This window comes from Burkholderia sp. ABCPW 111, from assembly GCF_000773065.1.
GTDB classification, from domain to species: Bacteria; Pseudomonadota; Gammaproteobacteria; order Burkholderiales; family Burkholderiaceae; genus Burkholderia; species Burkholderia savannae.
Window position 1 is genome coordinate 26,003 of sequence record NZ_JPWT01000050.1, and the last position, 21,454, is coordinate 47,456.

Below are 21,454 nucleotides of genomic sequence, written 5' to 3' on the forward strand. Positions count from 1 at the left end.
ATGCTGGACGTGAATGATGGATGAATCGGGGGCGCTCGGCGCGCGTTCAGCGGGCGAGGCCGCGGCAGAAATCGACGATGCGCCGTGCGCCCTCGACGCATTCGGCCGTGCCGGCGACGAGCGCGATCCGGACGAAGTCGCGGCCGGGATTCGCGCCGTGCGCGTCGCGGGCGAGATACGAGCCGGGCAGGACCGTCACATTATAGTCGGCGTAGAGGCGCCGGGCGAACTCGGTATCCGACAGGCCGGTTCGCGCGACGTTCGCCCACAGGTAGAACGCGGCGTCGGGCAGGCGCACGTCGACGACGTCGGCGAGCATCGGCGTGACGGTCGCGAATTTCTGCGCGTAGAGCGCGCGGTTCTCGCGCACGTGCGCCTCGTCGCTCCAGGCGGCGACGCTCGCCTTCTGCCACACGGGCGACAGCGCCGCGCCGTGGTACGTGCGGTACAGCAGGAAGCGCTTGAGAATCGCCGCATCGCCCGCGACGAAGCCCGAGCGCATGCCCGGCACGTTCGAGCGCTTCGACAGGCTCGACAGCATCACGAGGCGCTCGAACCCGCGGCCGAGCTTGTGCGCCGCCTCGAGGCCGCCCAGCGGCGGCTTCGCCTCGTCGAAGTAGATTTCCGAATAGCATTCGTCCGATGCGATCACGAAGCCGTGCTCGTCCGACAGCGCGAATAGTTCGCGCCAGTCGTCGAGCGTGAGCACGGCGCCCGTGGGATTGCCGGGCGAGCACACGTAGACGAGCTGCGTGCGCGCCCACACGTCGGCCGGCACGGCCGAATAGTCGGGCGCGAAGTTGCGCGCCGGATCGCTGTTGACGAAGTACGGCTCGGCGCCCGCGAGAAGCGTCGCGCCTTCGTAGATTTGATAGAAAGGATTCGGACAGAGTACGATCGGCCTTTCGCCGTTTTGGCGCGGACTCGGATCGATGACCGCCTGCGCGAGCGAGAAGAGCGCCTCGCGCGAGCCCGATGCGGCGAGCACCTGCGTCGCGGCGTCGATCGCGGGCAGCCCGTAGCGCCGCGCGAGCCACTGCGCGACCGCCTCGCGCAGCGCGTCGGTGCCCGCCGTCGCCGGATACGACGCGAGGCCGTCGAGCGCGGCCGCGGCGGCCTCGCGGATCAGCGCGGGCGTCGCGTGCTTCGGCTCGCCGATGCCGAAGCTGATCGGCGGCAGATGCGCGCTCGGCGTCACGCCGGCAAAGAGCGCGCGGAGCTTTTCGAACGGATAGGGCTGGAGCGTGTCGAGACGAGGATTCACGGGCGTGGGGCTCACGGAGCCGGTAGGTGGCCGATCGGACGGGCCGGTTTAAGCGAAACGGGCGCGAAACTGGGGCGCGGCTGGCGCAGCCGGGCGCGGGCGAAGCAGGGCGCGGCGGGTCGCGGCGCGAGATGCCGGCGTGCCGGCCTGTTGGGCGCGGCGACGGCGCACGATTATAGCGTGACATCGGACGGCGGAACGCGCGGCGCGTGCCGCGGCGCCGTCCCGGGAAGGAACGAGAGGTTCGGTTTGCAAATGAATGGACGAGGGGGCGCCGCCTGGCCGACGCTCGCAATTCTGGTCGGCGCGTCGGTATGGGGCCTGATCTGGTATCCGCTGCGCCTGCTGGCGGCGCTCGGCGTGACGGGCACGGCGGCGAGCGCGGCGACGAGCGTCGTCGCCTGCGCGTTCGTGCTCGTCGTGCGGCGCAAGTCGATCGCGACGCTCCGCCGGCACTGGCTGCTGCCCGCGCTCGGCGCGGCCGCGGGCGTGACGAATCTCGGCTTCGTCTGGGGCACGATCCACGGCGAGGTGCTGCGCGTGATGCTGCTTTTCTATCTGACGCCCGCGTGGACCGCGATCTACGCGCACTTCATCCTGCGCGAGCGCCTGACGGTGGCGGGCGCGGCGCTCGCCGCGCTGTCGCTCGCGGGCGCGATGCTGATGCTGTGGTCGCCGCGGCTCGGCGTGCCGCTGCCGGCGAATCCGGCCGAATGGGCGGGGCTCGCGGCCGGGATGAGCTTCGCGATGAGCAACGTGCTCGTCGTCAAGGCGAGCCGCGAGCTGCCGCGGATGAAGCCCGAGATGCGCACGGCGACGCTTTTCGGCGGCGCGGCGGCGATGGGCGTCGTCGCGTCGTTCGTCGAGGGGCTGCCGCCGCTGCCCGCGGGCGGCGATCTCGGCTTCGCGGCGCTCCTCGTCGTCGGGATCGGCGTGACGGTCGCGGCGAACAACATGCTTGTTCAGCACGGCCTCGCGCGCGTGCCGGCGAACCGCGCGTCGATCATCATGCTGTTCGAGATCGTCGTCACCGCGCTGTCGGCGTGGCTTTTTGCCAACGAAGTGCCCACCGCGCGCGAATGGGCGGGCGGCCTTTGCATCGTCGTCGCGACCTTGCTGTCGAGCCGCGTGCACCGTGCCCGCCCGGCCGACGACGAACCGCGCGAGCCGCGGGACGGCGCGCGCGCGATGGTATGATTGGCCCCATTCGCGGGGCCGACTGCTTGACAGCACGGCCCCGTTTTTCGAATCTTGGGCATGCGGCGCGCGTGGGCCTTTAGGCCGAATCGCAACGCGCAACGCAGGCTCCGAACCGTTTCACACTCTTTACCACCGATACCGCCGTGCGTCTGAGCTCGATCAAACTCGCTGGCTTCAAATCTTTCGTCGATCCCACGCACTTCCAGGTCCCAGGTCAACTGGTCGGCGTGGTGGGCCCGAACGGGTGCGGCAAATCCAACATCATCGACGCCGTGCGCTGGGTGCTCGGCGAATCGCGCGCGTCCGAGCTGCGCGGCGAATCGATGCAGGACGTGATCTTCAACGGCTCGACCACCCGCAAGCCCGGCAGCCGGGCGAGCGTCGAGTTGATCTTCGACAACTCCGACGGCCGCGCGGCCGGCCAGTGGGGCCAGTACGGCGAGATCGCCGTGAAGCGCGTGCTCACGCGCGACGGCACGTCGAGCTACTACATCAACAACCTGCCCGCGCGCCGCCGCGACATTCAGGACATCTTCCTCGGCACGGGCCTGGGGCCGCGCGCGTACGCGATCATCGGCCAGGGGATGATCGCGCGGATCATCGAGGCGAAGCCCGAGGAACTGCGCGTGTTCCTCGAAGAGGCGGCGGGCGTGTCGAAGTACAAGGAGCGCCGCCGCGAGACCGAGAACCGGCTGCACGACACGCGCGAGAACCTGACGCGCGTCGAGGACATCATCCGCGAGCTCGGCGCGAATCTCGAGAAGCTCGAGGCGCAGGCGGTCGTCGCGACCAAGTACAAGGAACTCGTCGCCGACGGCGAGGAGAAGCAGCGCCTCTTGTGGCTGCTGCGCAAGAACGAGGCGGCGGCCGAGCAGGACAAGCAGCGTCGCGCGATCGGCGAAGCGCAGATCGAGCTCGACGCGCAGACCGCGAAGCTGCGCGAAGTCGAGGCGCAGCTCGAGACGCTGCGCGTCGCGCACTACTCGGCGAGCGACGCGATGCAGGGCGCGCAGGGCGCGCTCTACGAGGCGAACGCCGAGGTGAGCCGGCTCGAGGCCGAGATCAAGTTCATCGTCGAATCGCGCAACCGCGTGCAGGCGCAGATCGCGGCGCTCGTCGCGCAGCAGGAGCAATGGCGCGCGCAGGCCGACAAGGCGCAGGGCGACATCGAGCAAGCGGAAGAGGCGCGCGCGATCGCCGAGGAAAAGGCGGCGCTCGCCGAGGACGACGCGGCCGCGAAGCACGACGCGCTGCCCGCGCTCGAGGCGCGCTGGCGCGACGCGCAGACGGGCCTGAACGACGAGCGCGGCCGGATCGCGCAGACCGAGCAGGCGCTCAAGCTCGAGGCCGCACACCAGCGCAACGCCGATCAGCAGCTGCAGCAGCTGCAGCAGCGCCACGAACGCCTGAAGGCGGAGGCGGGCGGTCTCGACGCGCCGGACGAGGCGCAGCTCGAGGAACTGCGCATGCAGCTCGCCGAGCACGAGGAGATTCTTGCCGAAGCGCAGGCGCGCTTGGCCGACGCGCAGGAGACGCTGCCGCGCCTCGACGCGGAGCGCCGCGCGGCGCACGAGCGCGTGCAGGCCGAAAGCGCGCAGATCCATCAGCTCGAAGCGCGGCTCGCCGCGCTCAAGCAGCTGCAGGAAAACGTGCAGACGGAAGGCAAGATTCAACCTTGGCTCGACAAGCACGAGCTCGGCGCGCTGCCGCGTCTGTGGAAGAAGCTGCACGTCGAGGCCGGCTGGGAAACCGCGCTCGAGGCGGTGCTGCGCGAGCGGCTCGCGGCGCTCGAGGTGTCGAATCTGGACTGGGTGAAGGCGTTCGCGACCGACGCGCCGCCCGCGAAGCTCGCGTTCTACGCGCCGCCCGCCGCGGGCGAGCCGCTCGCCGCCGCAGGCGCGTTGCGGCCGCTCCTGTCGTTCGTGCGGATCGACGATGCGGGCCTGCGCGCGGTGCTCAACGACTGGCTCGGCGCGGTGTTCGTCGCCGACGATCTCACGCAGGCGCTCGCCGCGCGCGCGCAGTTGCCGCAGGGCGGCGCGTTCGTCGTGAAGGCGGGCCACGTCGTCACGCGCTCGGGCGTGCAGCTGTATGCGGCCGATTCCGAGCAGGCGGGGATGCTTGCGCGCGCGCAGGAAATCGAGAACCTGGCGCGTCAGGTGCGCGCGCAGGCGCTCCTGTCCGACGAAGCGAAGGCGGCGGCGATCCGTGCGGAAGCGGCGCACACGCAGGCGTCGCAGGCGCTGACCGAAGTTCGCGCGCAGGCCGAGCGCGCGACGCAGCGCGTGCATGCGCTGCAGATGGACGTGCTGAAGCTTGCGCAGGCGCACGAGCGCTACACGCAGCGCAGCACGCAGATTCGCGAGGAGCTCGAGGAGATCGGCGCGCAGATCGAAGAGCAGCGCGCGCTGCGCGCGGAGTCGGAGGCGAACTTCGAGCGCCACGACGCCGAGCTCGCCGAGCTGCAGGCGCGCTTCGAGGACAACCAGCTTGCGTTCGAGTCGCTCGACGAGACGCTGACGAACGCACGCCAGGAAGCGCGCGAGCTCGAGCGCGCGGCCACCGACGCGCGCTTCGCCGCGCGCCAGTCGGCTAACCGGATCGACGAGCTCAAGCGCACGATCCAGGTCGCGCACGACCAGAGCGAGCGCGTCGCCGCATCGCTCGAGGACGCGCGCGCGGAGCTCGAGACGATCAACGAGCAGACCGCGCACACCGGCCTGCAGGACGCGCTCGAAGTGCGCGCGGCGAAGGAGCAGGCGCTCGGCGCCGCGCGCGCGGAGCTCGATGACCTGACCGCGAAGCTGCGCGCGGCCGACGAGACGCGTCTCGCCGCCGAGCGCTCGCTGCAGCCGCTGCGCGAGCGCATCACCGAGCTGCAACTGAAGGAGCAGGCGGCGCGGATGACGGGCGAGCAGTTCGCCGAGCAGCTCGCGGCGGCCGAGGTCGACGAGGCCGCGCTCAAGGAGAAGCTCGCGCCGGACATGAAGCCGTCGTACCTGCAGGGCGAGGTCACGCGGATCAACAACGCGGTCAGCGCGCTCGGCCCCGTCAACATGGCGGCGCTCGAGGAGCTCGCGGCGTCGAGCGAGCGCAAGGTGTTCCTCGACGCGCAATCGGCCGACCTGACGAACGCGATCGAGACGCTCGAGGACGCGATCCGCAAGATCGACCAGGAAACCCGCACGCTGCTGCAGGCGACCTTCGACGAAGTGAACCGTCATTTCAGCGATCTGTTCCCGCGCCTGTTCGGCGGCGGCCAGGCGAAGCTCATCATGACGGGCGACGAGATCCTCGACGCCGGCGTGCAGGTGATGGCGCAGCCGCCCGGCAAGAAGAACGCGACGATTCACCTGCTGTCGGGCGGCGAGAAGGCGCTGACGGCGACCGCGCTCGTGTTCGCGATGTTCCAGTTGAATCCGGCGCCGTTCTGTCTGCTCGACGAGGTCGACGCGCCGCTCGACGACGCCAATACCGAGCGCTTCGCGAACCTCGTGCGCGCGATGTCGAGCAAGACGCAGTTCCTCTTCATCTCGCACAACAAGATCGCGATGGAGATGGCGCAGCAGCTGATCGGCGTGACGATGCAGGAGCAGGGCGTGTCGCGGATCGTCGCGGTGGACATGGAAACCGCCGCGGGTTTTGCCCAGAATTGACGTTTGACGAATGGCTCGCGGGCGCGCGGCGCAAGGGCGCCCGCCCGCGAGCCCAATGAAAAAGAATTGGATGGAGCTTGCATGGACGAGTTGACACTCGGGTTGATCGGCGCGGGCGCCGTCGTGGTGGGCGGCGTCGTGGTCTACAACGCGTGGCAGGGGGCGAAGGTGCGCCGCAGGATGCCGCGCCCGATGCCGTCCGAGGCGGCCGAGGCCGCCTCGCGGCACGAGCGCGACGACGACGCGCCCTTCATCGAGCCGGTGCGGCAGCCGGCGCGCCGCGATGCCGCGGCGTGCGCGCAAAGCGACGGCGCGGCGCGCGTCGAGCCGACGTTCGGCGGCGTGGCGCCCGCCGACACGCCGGCCGACCTGCAGGCCGAGGCGACCGTCGCGAACGGCGCGGTCGAGCCCGCCGTCGAGACGACGGGCGGCGGCGAGGCCGTCGAGGCCGCGTCGGCGCTCGCGCACGACGAGCCGGTCGAGCCGGTGCTGCCCGCCGCGACGACGATCTCCGCGGCGCCGCCCGCGGTCGTCGATCGCCGGATCGACTGCATCGTGCCGATCCGCCTCGCGGGCCCGCTCGCGGGCGACAAGATCCTGCCCGCCGCGCAGCGGCTGCGCCGCGCGGGCAGCAAGCCGGTGCATATCGAAGGCAAGCCGGAGGGCGGCGACGCGTGGGAACTGCTGCAAAACGGCGTGCGCTACGAAGAGCTGCGCGCGGCCGCGCAGCTCGCGAACCGCAGCGGCCCGCTCAACGAGCTCGAGTTCTCCGAATTCGTGACGGGCGTTCAGCAGTTCGCGGACGCGATCGACGGCGCGCCCGAATTCCCGGACATGATGGAAACGGTGTCGATGGCGCGCGAGCTCGACGGCTTCGCCGCGCAGTGCGATGCGCAACTGTCGATCAACGTGATGTCGGACGGCGCGCCGTGGTCGGCGAACTACGTGCAGGCGGTCGCGTCGCAGGACGGGCTGCTGCTGTCGCGCGACGGCACGCGCTTCGTGAAGCTCGACGCGAAGCAGAACCCCGTCTTCATGCTCCAGTTCGGCGACACGAACTTCCTGCGCGACGATCTCACGTACAAGGGCGGCAACCTGATCACGCTCGTGCTCGACGTGCCCGTCGCCGACGAGGACATCCTGCCGTTCCGGCTGATGTGCGATTACGCGAAGTCGCTCTCCGAGCGGATCGGCGCGCGCGTCGTCGATGACCAGCGCCGGCCGCTGCCCGAATCGACGCTGCTCGCGATCGAGCAGCAACTGATGAAGCTGTACGCGCGGCTCGAAGAGGCGGGGATTCCGGCCGGCTCGCCCGTCACGCGGCGGCTGTTCAGCCAGTAAGCGCCGCGCGCCGGTTTCGTTTCGGCGCGGTTCTTGCACGCTCGCGATGCGCTGCTGCTGCTGCTGCGCTCGCGAGCGCGGTTTGCGGGCGTGGCGTCGCGCTGGTTGTGTTGCGCCATTCGCATCGGCCGCGCGCCATTCGGTCGATTCTTGCGAAGTCTGTTGATTGACGCGCCGCCGCCCGCCCGAGCCGGCTTGTGCAGCGCGATGCGATAGTGGTGCCGCGGGGCTTTCGATCGCCGCCGCGACGCGGAGGTCGGGGCGGCGGCCCGTCCCGGCATCGTGCGCGGTCGAGCCGATCGAACGGCGTCCCGCCTGCTTCGCCCGCTCGTCATAAGGCATCGAAGCGTTCTCGTCCGCAACCAAGGGATTGGAACCCCGATTCTCTCGATCCCCTCGATTTTCCCCGATCTCCCGATTCCCGATCCCCGCCTCCTATCGGTCATTCAGCCGATGCCGAAAAGGGCTCGAACTGAGATAATCGTCGCTTGATGATTCTCACGAGAAAGTGCCGCCAGCATGGCCCGATCCCCAGTTGAACCGCCCGCCGGCCAGCCGGCGAAGCGCGCCGCGTGGCTGCGCGCCGAGCTCGAGCGGGCGAACTACGCCTATTACGTGCTCGACCAGCCGGAGCTGCCCGACGCCGAGTACGATCGGCTCTTCGTCGAGCTTCAGCAAATCGAGGCCGAACACCCTGATCTCGTCACGCCCGATTCGCCGACCCAGCGCGTCGGCGGCGAAGTCGCGAGCGGCTTCACGCCGGTCGTGCACGACACGCCGATGCTGTCGCTCAACAACGGCTTTGCCGACGACGACGTCGTCGCGTTCGACAAGCGCGTGGCCGACGGCCTCGACAAGGCGACCGACCTCGCCGGCACCGTGACCGAGCCTGTCGAATACGCGTGCGAGCTGAAGTTCGACGGCCTCGCGATCTCGCTGCGCTACGAGGACGGCCGTTTCGTGCAGGCGTCGACGCGCGGCGACGGCACGACGGGCGAGGACGTCACCGAGAACATCCGCACGGTTCGCTCGATTCCGCTCAGGTTGAAGGGCAAGCATCTGCCGCGCGTGCTCGACGTGCGCGGCGAGGTGCTGATGTTCAAGCGCGATTTCGCGCGCCTGAACGAACGTCAACGCGCGGCGGGCCAGCGCGAATTCGCGAATCCGCGCAACGCGGCGGCGGGAAGCCTGCGGCAGCTCGATTCGAAGATCACCGCGTCGCGCCCGCTGTCGTTCTTTGCGTATGGGGTCGGCGTGCTCGACGGGCTCGAGATGCCCGGCACGCACAGCGGCCTGCTCGACTGGTACGAGACGCTCGGGCTGCCGGTGAACCGCGAGCGCGCCGTCGTGCGCGGCGCCGACGGCCTGCTCGGCTTCTTCGGCGCGGTCGGCGAGAAGCGCGAGTCGCTGCCGTACGACATCGACGGCGTCGTCTACAAGGTGAACCGCCGCGACGAGCAGGACCGGCTCGGCTTCGTGTCGCGCGCGCCGCGTTTCGCGCTCGCGCACAAGTTCCCCGCGCAGGAGGCGCTGACGAAGCTCGTCGCGATCGACGTGCAGGTCGGGCGCACGGGGGCGATCACGCCGGTCGCGCGGCTCGAGCCCGTGTTCGTCGGCGGCGCGACCGTCACGAACGCGACGCTGCACAACGAAGACGAGGTGCGCCGCAAGGACATCCGGATCGGCGACACGGTCGTCGTGCGACGCGCGGGCGACGTGATTCCGGAGGTGGCGTCGGCCGTGCTCGAGCGGCGTCCCGCCGACGCGCGCGAGTTCGTGATGCCGACCGAATGCCCCGAATGCGGATCGCGGATCGAGCGATTGCCGGACGAGGCGATCGCGCGCTGCACGGGCGGGCTCTTCTGCCCCGCGCAGCGCAAGCAGGCGCTGTGGCATTTCGCGCAGCGCCGCGCGCTCGACATCGACGGCCTCGGCGAGAAGATCATCGATCAGCTCGTCGAGCAGAACATCGTGCGCACGCCCGCCGATCTGTTCCATCTCGGCTTCTCGACGCTCGTCGAGCTCGACCGCTTCGCGGAGAAGTCCGCGCAGAACCTGATCGAATCGCTCGAGAAGGCGAAGCATACGACGCTCGCGCGCTTCATTTATGCGCTCGGCATTCGCCATGTCGGCGAATCGACGGCGAAGGATCTGGCGAAGCACTTCGGTTCGCTCGATCCGATCATGGACGCGTCGATCGACGCATTGCTCGAAGTCAACGATGTCGGCCCGGTCGTCGCCGAATCGATTCACCAGTTCTTTGCCGAGGAGCACAATCGCACGGTGATCGAGCAGTTGCGCGCGCCGGGCAAGGTGACGTGGCCCGAAGGGCCGCCCGCGCCGCGCGCGCCGCAAGGCGTGCTCGCGGGCAAGACCGTCGTGCTGACGGGCACGCTGCCCACGCTCACGCGCGATGCGGCGAAGGAATTGCTGGAGGCGGCGGGCGCGAAGGTGGCGGGCTCGGTGTCGAAGAAGACCGATTACGTCGTCGCGGGCGCCGACGCGGGCAGCAAGCTCGCGAAGGCCGAGGAACTCGGCATTCCGGTGCTGGACGAAGAGGGCATGCACAAACTCCTGGAGGGCCACGCGCGATGATTCGCGAGATTCTGAAGATGGGCGATCCGCGTCTGCTCGAAGTCGCAAGACCGGTCGAAGCATTCAACACGCCCGAACTGCACGCGCTCGTGGCGGACATGTTCGAGACGATGCATCACGCGAACGGCGCCGGGCTCGCCGCGCCGCAGATCGGCGTCGGGCTGCAGGTGATCATCTTCGGCTTCGGCAGCAGCGAGCGCTATCCGGAGGCGCCGCCCGTGCCGGAGACGGTGCTCGTCAATCCGACCGTCGAATATTTGCCGCCCGACATGGAAGAGGGCTGGGAGGGCTGCCTGTCGGTGCCGGGGTTGCGCGGCGTCGTGAGCCGCTACCGGCGCGTGCGCTACAGCGGCTTCGACCAGTTCGGCGCGAAGCTCGAGCGGATCGCGGAGGGGTTTCACGCCCGGGTCGTCCAGCACGAATACGACCACCTGATCGGCAAGCTCTATCCGATGCGAATCACCGATTTCTCGAAATTCGGCTTCACCGACGTGCTGTTCCCGGGGCTCGACGCGCAATCGGACGACTGACTGACGCGGCGCGCCGCGGCGGCGCGGTTTGCCGCGCTGCGCAAACGCGGCCGGGAGCGAAACAGAAAGCGAAAACGCCCGCGGCCGCGGGCGTTTTCATTTGAAGCCTGCCGGCGCGAGCCGGGCGGTCAATGCGCGGCCTGCGGCCTCCGAGCGGGCGGCCGCGCGTCGATCAGAACGCTTCGTCCGGCCCGAGATAGCGCCATTGCCCTTGAGGCAGCGCGCCCAGCATCACGCGGCCCATCCGCACGCGCTTCAGGCCGATCACCTCGAGGCCGACGAGTTCGCACATCCGGCGAATCTGGCGCTTCTTGCCTTCGCGCAGCACGAAGCGCAACTGCTCGCCGTTCTGCCAGCTGACCATCGCGGGCTTGAGCGGCGCGCCGTCGAGCTCGAGGCCATGGCGCAGCTTCGCGAGCGACTCGGCGGGGAAGTGATGCTCGATGTCGGTCAGGCGCTCGCCGAATCGCACGCGCACGAGGTATTCCTTGTCGATGTCGGATTGCTCGCCGATCAGCTGCTTTGCGATGCGGCCGTTTTGCGTCAGCACCAGAAGGCCCGTCGAATCGATGTCGAGCCGGCCCGCGGGCGCGAGCGCGCGCAGTTGCTGCGGGGAGAAGCGCAGCGGCGAGCGGTCGCCGCTCCAGTGGTTTTCGCGCGTGACGAGCGTCGCGGCGGGCGCGTAGCCGTCCTCCGCCTGGCCCGACACATAGCCGACCGGCTTGTGCAGCAGGATCGTCACTTGCGCGGCCTGCGCGGCGCGCGCGTTCGAATCGATTTCGATGCGCTGGTCGGCGCGCACCTTCGTGCCGAGCGTGTCGATGCGCTCGCCGTCGACGAGCACCCAGCCTTTCTCGATCCATTCGTCCGCTTCGCGGCGCGAGCAAAGGCCGAGTTCCGACATGCGCTTCGACAGGCGCACGAGGCCCGTTTCGTCACCTCGGTCACTTCGGTCACCTCGGTCACCTCGGTCGCCGCGCTCGACGTGTGCGGCGCGTTCGCCGGGTTCGGCAATGCGGCGCTTGATCGGTTGCGCGGCCTTCAGGCGCGAGCCCGTCGTCGCGCGGACGGCAGGGCGGCGATTGTCGGATGCGTTCGCGCGGGGCGCAGCGCGTTCGCCGGTGCGCGCAGTGCGCTCGGCGCGCGACGGCGTGCGTTTCGCGGATGCGCCGTAGCGATCGTCGGTGCGCTGCGGCGCGCGTTTGCCGCTCGCCGTGGTTTTGCCCGCGAACGGCGCCGCCGCCGAATCGCGCGCGGTGCGGCCGTGCGGGCGCGGTGCGCGCTCGTCCGGCCGGCGCGTCGCGGTTCTGGATGCGCCGCTCGACTTGGCGCCTGCCGGGCCGCGTGCGCCGGCGGGTTTCGCGCCTTCGCGCGTCGCGCGGCCCTGGCCGCGCGCGGCAGGATCGAACGAGCGCGCATCCGGGCTGCGCGCCGCCCGCGCGTCGCGCGTCGCGGCACGATCGGCGGTGCGGCGCTCGGGCTTCGCATCGGTGCGGCGGTCGCGCGCCCCGGCAGCGGCGCCGGGAGCGCCGGCGCGCTTGGCCGCGCCACGTTCGCCGCCCGGACGGGCGGCATCATGCGCGGTGCGCGGCTTCGCGACGCGCTTGCCTTCGGACGCCGCCGCAGCGGAGCGCGCGGGCGCGCCCGCGCGCTTTTGCGGGGCGGCCGGCGCGCCGCGCGGCGCCGACGGCTTCGCCGCGGCGGACTTGGTCGCGGGCTTCGCCGCCGCCGGTTTCGCGCCCTCCGCTTTCGCGTCGGGCCGCGCGACCTTGCGCGCGGTGAGGCTGCCGGAACGGACGGGGGCGCGGCCGGGCGTCGCCGGTCGCGGATTCTTGACGGTCAATTTTGTGCGCATAAACGCTGAAATACTCACACTGCGATCGCGCGCAGCAACTCGGTTTCGACTTGGATCTGCAGACGGCTGTCGGACAAGCCGGTGCCGTCGAGCATGAAGACGTCCTCGACGCGTTCGCCGAGCGTATTGATCCGCGCCGCGTGGACGCCGACCCGGTGCTCGGCCAGCACGCGCGCGATCGAATAAAGAAGGCCCGGCCGGTCGTTGGCCGACACGGACAGAATGTAGTACTGACCGCGCTCGTCGGCCCGCAGGTCGACGCGCGGCGTGATCGGGAACGTGCGCGACAGCCGCGACAGCCGCCCCTTCGACGGCTCGGGCAGCGGCGCGGATTCGGCGAGGCGAGCGGCGAGCTGCTGCTCGACGAGATTCGCGATGTCGCGGTACTGCACGTCGCGCTCGGTTTGCGTGACGATGAAGTTGTCGAGCGCATAGCCGTGGCGCGTCGTGTTCACGCGCGCGTCGAGCACCGACAGCCCGTTGCGGTCGAAGTACGCGCAGATGCCGGCGAACAGGTCCGAGCGGTCCTTCACGTAGACGAGCACCTGCAGCGCGTCGCCGACGGGCGACGGCCGCGCGCGGACGATCGCCGTGTCGGCCTCGACGTGCCGGTACAGCATGCGGGTCTGCCACGCGATGTCGGCCGCGTCGTGGCGCAGGAAGTAACCGACGTCGAGCTGATCCCACAGCGCGCGGTGCGCGTCGGGCGGCACGGTCTCGAGACGCAGCAGCGCGAGCGCCTCTTCCTGCCGCGTCTTCAGCTCCGAATGCGCGTCAGGCTGCGCGCCGCCCAGCACGGCGAGCGCCGCGCGATAGAGATCCTCGAGCAGCTTGCCTTTCCACGTGTTCCACACTTTCGGGCTCGTGCCGCGGATGTCGGCGACGGTGAGCAGGTAGAGCGCCGTGAGCCGCCGCTCGCTGCCGACGAGATCCGCGAAGCGCTTGATCACCTCCGGATCGCTCGTGTCCTGCTTTTGCGCGACCTGGCTCATCGTCAGGTGATGCTGGACGAGCCAGACCACGAGCGCCGCGTCGTCGCCCTCGATGCCGTGCTCGCGGCAGAAGCGCCGCGCGTCGGCCATCCCGAGCGTCGAGTGGTCGCCGCCGCGGCCCTTCGCGATGTCGTGGAAGAGGGCGGCGACGTACAGCACCCACGGCCGCTCGAAGTTGACGATGAGCTGGCTGCAGAACGGGTATTCGTGCGCGTGCTCGGCGACCGCGAAGCGGCGGATGTTGCGCAGCACCATCAGGATGTGCTGGTCGACCGTGTACACGTGGTACAGGTCGTGCTGCATCTGGCCGACGATTCGCCGGAAGTTCAGCAGATAGCGGCCGAGCACGCTCGTCTGGTTCATCAGCCGGAACGCGTGCGTGATGCCCTCCGGCTGTTGCAGGATCTGCATGAACGCGCGCCGGTTGCGCGGATCGCGCCGCCACGCGTTGTTCATCACGTCGCGCGAGTTGTAGAGCGCGCGCAGCGTGCGCGCGGACAGCCCCTTCACGCCGCGCGTCGCCTCGTACAGCAGGAACGCTTCGAGGATCGCGTCCGGGTGGCGCTCGAACACGTCGTCCGCGGCGATCTCGAGCATCCCCTGCTTCTCGACGAAGCGCCCCGGCGACAGCACGCGCGTGACGCCGCTCGTCGCCGGGAAGAGCTGCGCCTCGATGTTCTGGATCAGGATCGTCGCGAGCTGCGTGACCGCCTTCGCGGCCCAGTAGTAGCGCCGCATCAACTGCTCGCTCGCGCGCTTCGCGGGCGTCGGCTCGTAGCCGAAGCTCTCGGCCGCCTGCGTCTGCAGATCGAACACGAGGATGTCCTGCCGCCGCCCGGCGATCACGTGCAGCCGCGCGCGCAGCGTCTTCAGGAAATTTTCGTTGCGGCGCAGCTCGCGCGCCTCGCGATCGGTGATGAGCCCGCGCGTGTCGAGTTCGCGCCAGCTGCTGCCGAAGCCCGCCGCGCGCGCGATCCAGAGAATCGTCTGCAGATCGCGCAGGCCGCCCGGGCTTTCCTTCACGTTCGGCTCGAGGCTGTACGGCGTGTCCTGGAACTTCGCATGGCGCTGGCGCATCTCGAGCACCTTCGCCTGGAAGAACGCGCGCGCGTCGAGCGCCTCGCGGTAGTGCAGCATGAAGCGCTCGAAGAGCGCCGTGCTGCCGACGATGCGGCGGGCCTCGAGCAGCGACGTCTGCACGGTGACGTCCTGCGAGGCCTCCTCGATGCATTGGCCGACCGTGCGCACGCTGCTGCCGATCTCGAGCCCGAGATCCCACGCCATCCCGATGAAGCGTTCGATCCGCTCGTCGAGCTCGCTCGCGTGCGAGTCGGGCAAGAGGACGAGGATGTCGACGTCCGAATGCGGCGACAGCTCGCCGCGCCCGTAGCCGCCGACCGCGACGAGCGCGAGCGTCGCGGGCAGCCCGCATTCGTGCCACAGGCGGCGCAGCGCGTCGTCGGTCGCGCGCGACAGCGCGTGCATCAGCGGCGTGACGTTGGCCGCGGTCTTGAAGCGCGCGAGCAGTTCGGCTTTCGCGGCCTTGAATTCGGCTTTGCGCGACAGCGCGGAGGGCGGCGCGGCGACGGATGCGCTCATGGGCGGCAATCGGATTGGGCGGTTGAACGGCCGCGCGCGACGACGCGAGCGGCTACCTGGCTAAACGGGCAAACAAACGAGCGAAACAAGCGAAACGGGCAAAGCGAACGGCAACGCGGATGAGGCGCGCGGCAACGCGCTCAGGCCGCCGTCGCCGGCGCGGCGAACGTCGGGCGCGCCGGCGTGCCGGCCGATACCGTGAGCACCTCGTGGCCCGTTTCCGTGACGAGGATCGTGTGCTCCCACTGCGCGGACAGGCTGCGGTCGCGGGTCTTGACGGTCCACTGGTCGGGCATCGTGCGGATGTCGCGCTTGCCGGCGTTGATCATCGGCTCGATCGTGAAGATCATGCCGGGCTTCAGCTCGATGCCGGTGCCGGGCCGCCCGTAGTGGACGACCTGCGGGTCCTCGTGGAACACCGTGCCGATGCCGTGGCCGCAGTATTCGCGCACGACGCTGTAGCCCTGCGCTTCCGCGTGCTTCTGGATCGCGTTGCCGATGTCGCCGAGATGCGCGCCGGGCTTCACCTGGTCGATGCCGAGCCACATGCATTCGTAGGTGGTTTGCACGAGGCGCTTCGCGAGAATCGAGCCTTCGCCGAGGATGAACATCCGGCTCGTGTCGCCGAAATAGCCGTTCTTGATGACGGTGATGTCGATGTTGAGCGCGTCGCCGTTCTTGAGCGTCTTGTCGCCCGGAATGCCGTGGCAGATCACGTCGTTGACCGAGGTGCAGATCGCCTTCGGGAACGGCGGGTAGCCGGGCGGCTGGTAGTTGAGCGGCGCGGGCACGGTGCCCTGCACGTTGACCATGTACTCGTGGCAAAGGCGATCGAGTTCGCCCGTCGTCACGCCCGCGACGACGAACGGCGTGATGTAGTCGAGCACTTCGCTCGCGAGACGGCAGGCGATGCGCATCTGCGCGATGTCGTGTTCGTTTTTGAGCGTAATGGCCATGGGTCGATGCCTGAAATGCGGTGAATTGCGCAATTATCGCACCTTATTCCCGCCGTCGCAGCCTTTCGCGGGCGGCCGCGGCGCGAAACCGGGCGCGTTCGCGAGTCGCGCGCGGGCCGTCCGGCGGAGGCGCTCGCATGAAGCCGGCGCGGCGAAAGCGGAGGGCGACTTGAGAGCCGTCGCGCTCGCGTGCTATACTTATTGGCTAAGTCGATGCTGGAATCGCTATTTTTGCCTTGCTCGGGAACGTTCGAGTTTTCCGTTCGGGCGCGGCGGTGGCGGCGAAGGCTGGGCGCGAAGCTTTCGAACGGTTTTCAAGGTGGGTTTTCGAAGAGCGCGCGCCGAATCGCAAGCCGGCGCACCCAGGGTGTCGCGGCGCGAGGAGCGGAGCAGTGTCCGTCGTCGCGCCATGATACGGCAGCCGGCTTAAGACCCAAACCCTCGTGGAGAATTTACATGGCAGTTACGATGCGCCAAATGCTGGAGGCGGGTGTCCATTTCGGTCACCAAACGCGCTTCTGGAACCCGAAGATGGCTCCCTTCATTTTCGGTCACCGCAACAAGATTCACATCATCAACCTCGAAAAGACGCTGCCGATGTTCTCGGATGCACAGAAGTACGTGCGTCAGCTGGCGGCGAATCGGGGCACGATCCTCTTCGTCGGCACGAAGCGCCAGTCGCGCGACACGATCGCCCAGGAAGCGCAGCGCGCCGGCATGCCGTACGTGAACGCACGCTGGCTCGGCGGCATGATGACCAACTTCAAGACGCTGAAGGTGTCGATCAAGCGCCTGAAGGACATGGAGGCGGCGGTCGAGGCGGGCGAGCTCGAAAAGATGAGCAAGAAGGAAGCGCTGCTGTTCGAACGTGAAATCGCGAAGCTGCAGAAGTCGATCGGCGGCGTGAAGGACATGGGCGGCATTCCGGACGCGATCTTCGTCGTCGACGTCGGCTACCACAAGATCGCCGTCACCGAAGCGAACAAGCTGGGCGTGCCGGTCATCGCCGTGGTCGACACGAACCACTCGCCGGAAGGCGTGGACTACGTGATCCCGGGCAACGACGACTCGAGCAAGGCAGTCGCGCTGTACGCGGAAGGCGTGGCTGACGCGATCCTGGAAGGCCGTGCGAATGCGGTCAACGAAGTGGTCCAGGCGGTGCGCGGCGGCGACGACGAGTACGTCGAGGAAAACGCGTAACCGGCCCCGAGCCGGCGCAAAAAGGGGGCTCTCAACAGGCCCCCTTTTTTTAAGCCGCTTTTTTTCGGGCGGCCGATCCGGGGCGATGCACCGCAAAAAATGCGCGGATGCCCGGAAACGAATGCCTGCCGCTTGCGTCGAAGCGCGGGCGGCGTTGTGAATACAGACTCAAGGAGCGAATGATGGCGGCAATTACCGCAAGCATGGTGGCAGAACTGCGCGCGAAGACCGACGCACCGATGATGGAGTGCAAGAAGGCGCTGACGGAAGCCGACGGCGACATGGCCAAGGCCGAAGAGCTGCTGCGCGTGAAGCTCGGCAACAAGGCGAGCAAGGCGGCGTCGCGCGTGACGGCGGAAGGTGTCGTCGCATCGTTCGTCGGCGGCAACGCGGGCGCGCTCGTCGAGCTGAACTGCGAAACCGACTTCGTCGCGAAGAACGACGACTTCCTCGCGTTCTCGAAGCAGGTCGCGGAACTCGTCGCGACGCAGAACCCGGCCGACGTCGCCGCGCTGTCGGCGCTGGCGCTCGACGGCAAGACGGTCGACGAAGTGCGACTCGCGCTCGTCGGCAAGATCGGCGAGAACATCTCGATCCGCCGTTTCGTCCGTTTCGAGACGTCGAACAAGCTCGCGACGTACCTGCACGGCAGCCGCATCGGCGTGATCGTCGAGTACACGGGCGCCGAAGAGCAGGTCGGCAAGGACGTCGCGATGCACGTCGCGGCGATGAAGCCGGTCTCGCTGTCGGCGGACGAAGTGCCGGCGGACCTGATCGAGAAGGAGCGCCGCGTCGCCGAGCAGAAGGCCGCGGAATCGGGCAAGCCGGCCGAAATCGTCGCGAAGATGGTCGACGGCAGCGTCCAGAAGTTCCTGAAGGAAGTGTCGCTCTTGAACCAGCCGTTCGTGAAGAACGACAAGCAGACGATCGAACAGATGCTCAAGGCCGCGAGCGCGGCGGTGCAGAAGTTCGCCCTGTTCGTCGTCGGCGAAGGCATCGAGAAGCGTCAGGACGACTTCGCGGCGGAAGTGGCCGCGCAGGTCGCCGCCGCGAAGCAGCAGTAACCAGTCGTAAAAGCGGTAACCAGCAGTACGCTTGACCCGCGGCGGACGACCGTTCCGCCGCGGCCGGCAGCGGCGCCGGACGGGGCTTTCAGCCAGCCCGGCCCGGCGGCGCTTGCTCGAATCAGCATTTCGCCCCTACAGTTCGTGCTTGTCATCCTCTCGTCGCTCGGAAGTCCCTATGCCCAATGCCTATAAACGCGTCCTCCTCAAACTTTCCGGCGAAGCTCTGATGGGCGACGATGCCTTCGGCATCAATCGCGCGACGATCGAGCGGATGGTTGCCGACATCGCGGAAGTCGTGCGTCTCGGCACGCAGCTCGCGGTCGTGATCGGCGGCGGCAACATCTTCCGCGGCGTCGCGGGAGGCGCGGCCGGCATGGACCGCGCGACGGCCGACTACATGGGGATGCTCGCGACGATGATGAACGCGCTCGCGTTGCAGGATGCGATGCGCCACGCGGGCATCGAGGCGCGCGTGCAGTCGGCGCTGCGGATGGACCAGGTGGTCGAGCCGTACATCCGCCCGCGCGCGATCCGTCAGCTCGAGGAGGGCAAGGTGGTGATCTTCGCGGCGGGCACGGGCAACCCGTTCTTCACGACGGACACCGCGGCCGCGCTGCGCGGCTCGGAAGTCGGCGCCGAAGTGGTGCTGAAGGCGACGAAGGTCGACGGCGTTTATTCGGCCGATCCGAAGAAGGACCCGTCCGCCACGCGCTACTCGTCGATCAGTTTCGACGAGGCGATCGGCCGCAACCTGCAGGTGATGGACGCGACGGCGTTCGCGCTTTGCCGCGACCAGAAGCTGCCGATCCGCGTGTTTTCGATCAACAAGCCGGGTGCGCTCAAACGTATCGTGCAAGGTGAGGACGAGGGCACGCTCGTCCACGTGTAAACTCTCGCCGATGCGGGAGGCGGCGGCGCCGTGCGCCGCCTATGGCCATTGCCCGCATCGTTTTGAAGTTCGGAAGGTTCGGAGGTTGAAATGAGTGTCGCTGATATCAAGAAGGGCGTCGAGCAGAAGATGCAGCGCTCGATCGAAGCGTTCAAGAACGATCTGGCGAAGATCCGCACGGGCCGTGCGCACACCGGTCTGCTGGATCACGTGCAGGTCGACTACTACGGTTCGATGGTGCCGATCTCGCAGGTCGCGAACCTGACGCTCGTCGACGCGCGCACGATCGGCGTGCAGCCGTGGGAAAAGAACATGGTCGCGAAGGTCGAGAAGGCGATCCGCGAGGCCGATCTGGGCCTGAACCCGGCGACGGCGGGCGACTTGATCCGCGTGCCGATGCCGGCGCTCACCGAAGAGCGCCGCCGCGAACTGACGAAGGTCGTCAAGAGCGAGGGCGAAACGGCGAAGGTGGCCGTGCGCAACCTGCGCCGCGACGCGAACGAGCAGTTGAAGAAACTCGTCAAGGACAAGGAAATCTCCGAGGACGACGAGCGCCGCGCGAGCGACGACGTGCAGAAGCTGACCGACAAGCACGTCGCGGAGATCGACAAGCTCGTCCAAAGCAAGGAAGCGGAGATCATGACGGTCTGACGCCACGTTGCGTCGCACTTTTTCCCGCAGCTACAGTCTCAGCGGCCATGACTTATACCAGCTCTACCGTTCGCGTGCCTGACGTCGCCGCCGTGCCGCGTCACATCGCGATCATCATGGACGGCAACGGCCGGTGGGCGACCGAGCGCCGCCTGCCGCGCGTCGCGGGACACACGCGCGGCGTCGACGCGGTGCGCTCCGTCGTCGAGGGATGCGCGCGCATGGGCGTCGAATACCTGACGCTCTTCGCGTTCAGCTCGGAGAACTGGCGCCGGCCGAACGACGAGGTGTCGTTCCTGATGCGCCTGTTCATCACCGCGCTCGAGCGCGAGGTCGGCAAGCTGCACGCGAACGGCATCCGGCTGCGCGTCGTCGGCGACCTGACGAAGTTCGAGCCGCGCATCCAGGCGCTCATCCGCCGCGCGGAAACGAAAACCGCCCGCAACACGCGCCTCACGCTCACGATCGCCGCGAACTACGGCGGACGTTGGGACATCCTGCAGGCGACGCAGAAGCTCGTCGACGAGGCGGCGCGCGAAGGGCGCGCGGTCGAGATCGACGAGGACGCGTTCGCCCGCCATCTGGCGATGTCCTACGCGCCGGAGCCCGATCTCTTCATCCGCACGGGCGGCGAGCAGCGGATCAGCAATTTCCTGCTCTGGCAGCTCGCGTACACCGAGTTCTACTTCACCGACAAATTCTGGCCGGATTTCGACGCGGACGCGCTTACCGAGGCGCTCGCGTCGTACACGCACCGCGAACGCCGCTTCGGCCGCACGAGCGCGCAGCTCGAACCCCAGGCTCAGGACGCCGACTCCCTTTCATGCTGAAGACCCGTGTCATCACGGCGGTCGTGCTGCTGGCAGTGCTGCTGCCCGTGACGCTGTTCGCGCCGCTTTCCGCGTTCGGCGCGCTGATCGCGCTCGTGCTCGTGTTCGCCGCGTGGGAATGGGGGCGGCTACTGAGGCTGGGCGGCGTCGGCCCCGTTGCCTACGCGGCCGTCGCGGCGCTCGCGCTCGCTGCGAGCACGCGGCTCGGCATCGGCGCGCAGGCCGCGCGGCCGCTCTTCGAGGCGGCGGGCGTGTTCTGGCTGCTGGCCGGCCCGTACGCGCTCTGGCGCAAGCCGGCGCTCGCCGGGCGCGCGTGGAAGCCGTTTCTGCTCGCGGCGGGCCTCGTCGTCTTTGCCGCGTGCTGGCATGCGCTCGTCGCGGCGCGCGCACAAGGCGTACCCTTCGTATTGTCGCTGTTGCTGGTGGTGTGGCTCGCCGATATCGGCGCATACTTTGCCGGCAAGAGATTCGGCAAGCGCAAGCTCGCGCCGTCCGTGAGCCCGGGCAAGACCTGGGAAGGCGCGGCGGGCGGGTGGCTCGCGGTGATGGCGGTCGCCGGTGCGGCCGTCGCGGCGCACGCGTTCGAGCCGACCCTTTATTCGGCGTTCGTCGCGCATTACGGCGCGGCGGGTGGGTTCGCGGCGTTGACGGTTCTCGTCGCGTTCAGCATCGTCGGCGACCTGTTCGAGTCGCTCCTGAAGCGCCAGGCGGGCGTGAAGGATTCAAGCGGGCTGCTGCCGGGCCACGGCGGCGTGCTCGACCGCGTCGACGCGCTGCTGCCCGTGCTGCCGCTCGCCATGCTGCTGCTCGGTTAAAACTAGACTCTACT

15 protein-coding genes are annotated in these 21,454 nt (G+C 68.8%); 11 read left to right on the plus strand and 4 right to left on the minus strand.

What is annotated here, in order from left to right; genetic code table 11:
* Positions 1-46: 46 nt before the first annotated feature.
* Positions 47-1,264: a succinyldiaminopimelate transaminase gene (gene dapC / locus X946_RS06455; protein ID WP_161788642.1), complete on the minus strand. Its 1,218-nt coding sequence runs from the start codon at positions 1,262-1,264 to the stop codon at positions 47-49.
* Positions 1,265-1,513: 249 nt separating this feature from the next.
* Between dapC and X946_RS06460 the strand changes: the two genes are divergently transcribed.
* From X946_RS06460 to def, 5 genes are all read left to right on the plus strand, one after another.
* Positions 1,514-2,461, plus strand: a complete 948-nt coding sequence (locus X946_RS06460) for a DMT family transporter (RefSeq protein WP_038745115.1) — start codon at positions 1,514-1,516, stop codon at positions 2,459-2,461.
* Between the two features lie 146 nt (positions 2,462-2,607).
* Positions 2,608-6,120 (plus strand): chromosome segregation protein SMC, encoded by a 3,513-nt coding sequence (gene smc, locus X946_RS06465; RefSeq protein ID WP_038744968.1) that lies wholly within the window; start codon positions 2,608-2,610, stop codon positions 6,118-6,120.
* Between the two features lie 81 nt (positions 6,121-6,201).
* The gene (locus tag X946_RS06470; protein WP_038744971.1) at positions 6,202-7,461 is read left to right on the plus strand and encodes a cell division protein ZipA C-terminal FtsZ-binding domain-containing protein; all 1,260 of its coding nucleotides are present in this window, start codon (positions 6,202-6,204) and stop codon (positions 7,459-7,461) included.
* A gap of 519 nt (positions 7,462-7,980) precedes the next feature.
* Complete coding sequence (gene ligA, locus X946_RS06475) at positions 7,981-10,056, plus strand: NAD-dependent DNA ligase LigA (protein ID WP_038744973.1); 2,076 nt, start codon at positions 7,981-7,983, stop codon at positions 10,054-10,056.
* Complete coding sequence (def, locus tag X946_RS06480) at positions 10,053-10,586, plus strand: peptide deformylase (RefSeq protein ID WP_038744976.1); 534 nt, start codon at positions 10,053-10,055, stop codon at positions 10,584-10,586. The genes ligA and def overlap by 4 nt, the downstream gene beginning before the upstream one ends.
* A gap of 172 nt (positions 10,587-10,758) precedes the next feature.
* Here the strand turns inward: def and X946_RS33350 are convergent, their stop codons facing one another.
* The 3 genes from X946_RS33350 to map all read right to left on the minus strand — a co-directional run bounded on the left by X946_RS33350 (position 10,759) and on the right by map (position 15,988).
* Positions 10,759-12,441 carry a pseudouridine synthase gene (locus X946_RS33350; RefSeq protein ID WP_152611645.1) on the minus strand — a complete coding sequence of 561 codons (1,683 nt, stop codon included), beginning with the start codon at positions 12,439-12,441 and terminating at the stop codon, positions 10,759-10,761.
* Between the two features lie 14 nt (positions 12,442-12,455).
* Positions 12,456-15,032, minus strand: a complete 2,577-nt coding sequence (locus tag X946_RS06495; protein ID WP_038744984.1) for a [protein-PII] uridylyltransferase — start codon at positions 15,030-15,032, stop codon at positions 12,456-12,458.
* 140 nt (positions 15,033-15,172) lie between these two features.
* Complete coding sequence (gene map / locus X946_RS06500) at positions 15,173-15,988, minus strand: type I methionyl aminopeptidase (protein WP_038744986.1); 816 nt, start codon at positions 15,986-15,988, stop codon at positions 15,173-15,175.
* Positions 15,989-16,444: 456 nt separating this feature from the next.
* Between map and rpsB the strand changes: the two genes are divergently transcribed.
* The 6 genes from rpsB (at position 16,445) to X946_RS06530 (ending at position 21,440) form a co-directional block, all read left to right on the plus strand.
* A complete protein-coding gene (rpsB, locus tag X946_RS06505; protein ID WP_038744989.1) occupies positions 16,445-17,188 on the plus strand; it encodes a 30S ribosomal protein S2 in 744 nt (247 codons plus the stop codon).
* A 182-nt stretch (positions 17,189-17,370) separates the two neighbouring features.
* Positions 17,371-18,252, plus strand: a complete 882-nt coding sequence (gene tsf, locus X946_RS06510) for a translation elongation factor Ts (protein ID WP_038744992.1) — start codon at positions 17,371-17,373, stop codon at positions 18,250-18,252.
* A gap of 178 nt (positions 18,253-18,430) precedes the next feature.
* A complete protein-coding gene (gene pyrH / locus X946_RS06515) occupies positions 18,431-19,144 on the plus strand; it encodes a UMP kinase (RefSeq protein ID WP_004193606.1) in 714 nt (237 codons plus the stop codon).
* Between the two features lie 90 nt (positions 19,145-19,234).
* Positions 19,235-19,795, plus strand: coding sequence for a ribosome recycling factor (gene frr / locus X946_RS06520; protein ID WP_038744994.1), 561 nt, complete (start codon positions 19,235-19,237; stop codon positions 19,793-19,795).
* 47 nt (positions 19,796-19,842) lie between these two features.
* Positions 19,843-20,625, plus strand: coding sequence for an isoprenyl transferase (locus X946_RS06525; RefSeq protein WP_038744996.1), 783 nt, complete (start codon positions 19,843-19,845; stop codon positions 20,623-20,625).
* Positions 20,619-21,440, plus strand: coding sequence for a phosphatidate cytidylyltransferase (locus tag X946_RS06530; protein ID WP_038744998.1), 822 nt, complete (start codon positions 20,619-20,621; stop codon positions 21,438-21,440). The genes X946_RS06525 and X946_RS06530 overlap by 7 nt, the downstream gene beginning before the upstream one ends.
* Positions 21,441-21,454: the final 14 nt, after the last annotated feature.

Excerpts from the sequence above, each read along its gene's own strand:
- X946_RS06470 (WP_038744971.1), top strand. The coding sequence starts at position 6,202 with ATGGACGAGTTGACACTCGGGTTGATCGGCGCGGGCGCCGTCGTGGTG.
- ligA (WP_038744973.1), top strand. The coding sequence starts at position 7,981 with ATGGCCCGATCCCCAGTTGAACCGCCCGCCGGCCAGCCGGCGAAGCGC.
- def (WP_038744976.1), top strand. The coding sequence starts at position 10,053 with ATGATTCGCGAGATTCTGAAGATGGGCGATCCGCGTCTGCTCGAAGTC.
- X946_RS33350 (WP_152611645.1), bottom strand. The coding sequence starts at position 12,441 with ATGCGCACAAAATTGACCGTCAAGAATCCGCGACCGGCGACGCCCGGC.
- X946_RS06495 (WP_038744984.1), bottom strand. The coding sequence starts at position 15,032 with ATGAGCGCATCCGTCGCCGCGCCGCCCTCCGCGCTGTCGCGCAAAGCC.
- map (WP_038744986.1), bottom strand. The coding sequence starts at position 15,988 with ATGGCCATTACGCTCAAAAACGAACACGACATCGCGCAGATGCGCATC.
- rpsB (WP_038744989.1), top strand. The coding sequence starts at position 16,445 with ATGGCAGTTACGATGCGCCAAATGCTGGAGGCGGGTGTCCATTTCGGT.
- tsf (WP_038744992.1), top strand. The coding sequence starts at position 17,371 with ATGGCGGCAATTACCGCAAGCATGGTGGCAGAACTGCGCGCGAAGACC.
- pyrH (WP_004193606.1), top strand. The coding sequence starts at position 18,431 with ATGCCCAATGCCTATAAACGCGTCCTCCTCAAACTTTCCGGCGAAGCT.
- frr (WP_038744994.1), top strand. The coding sequence starts at position 19,235 with ATGAGTGTCGCTGATATCAAGAAGGGCGTCGAGCAGAAGATGCAGCGC.
- X946_RS06525 (WP_038744996.1), top strand. The coding sequence starts at position 19,843 with ATGACTTATACCAGCTCTACCGTTCGCGTGCCTGACGTCGCCGCCGTG.
- X946_RS06530 (WP_038744998.1), top strand. The coding sequence starts at position 20,619 with ATGCTGAAGACCCGTGTCATCACGGCGGTCGTGCTGCTGGCAGTGCTG.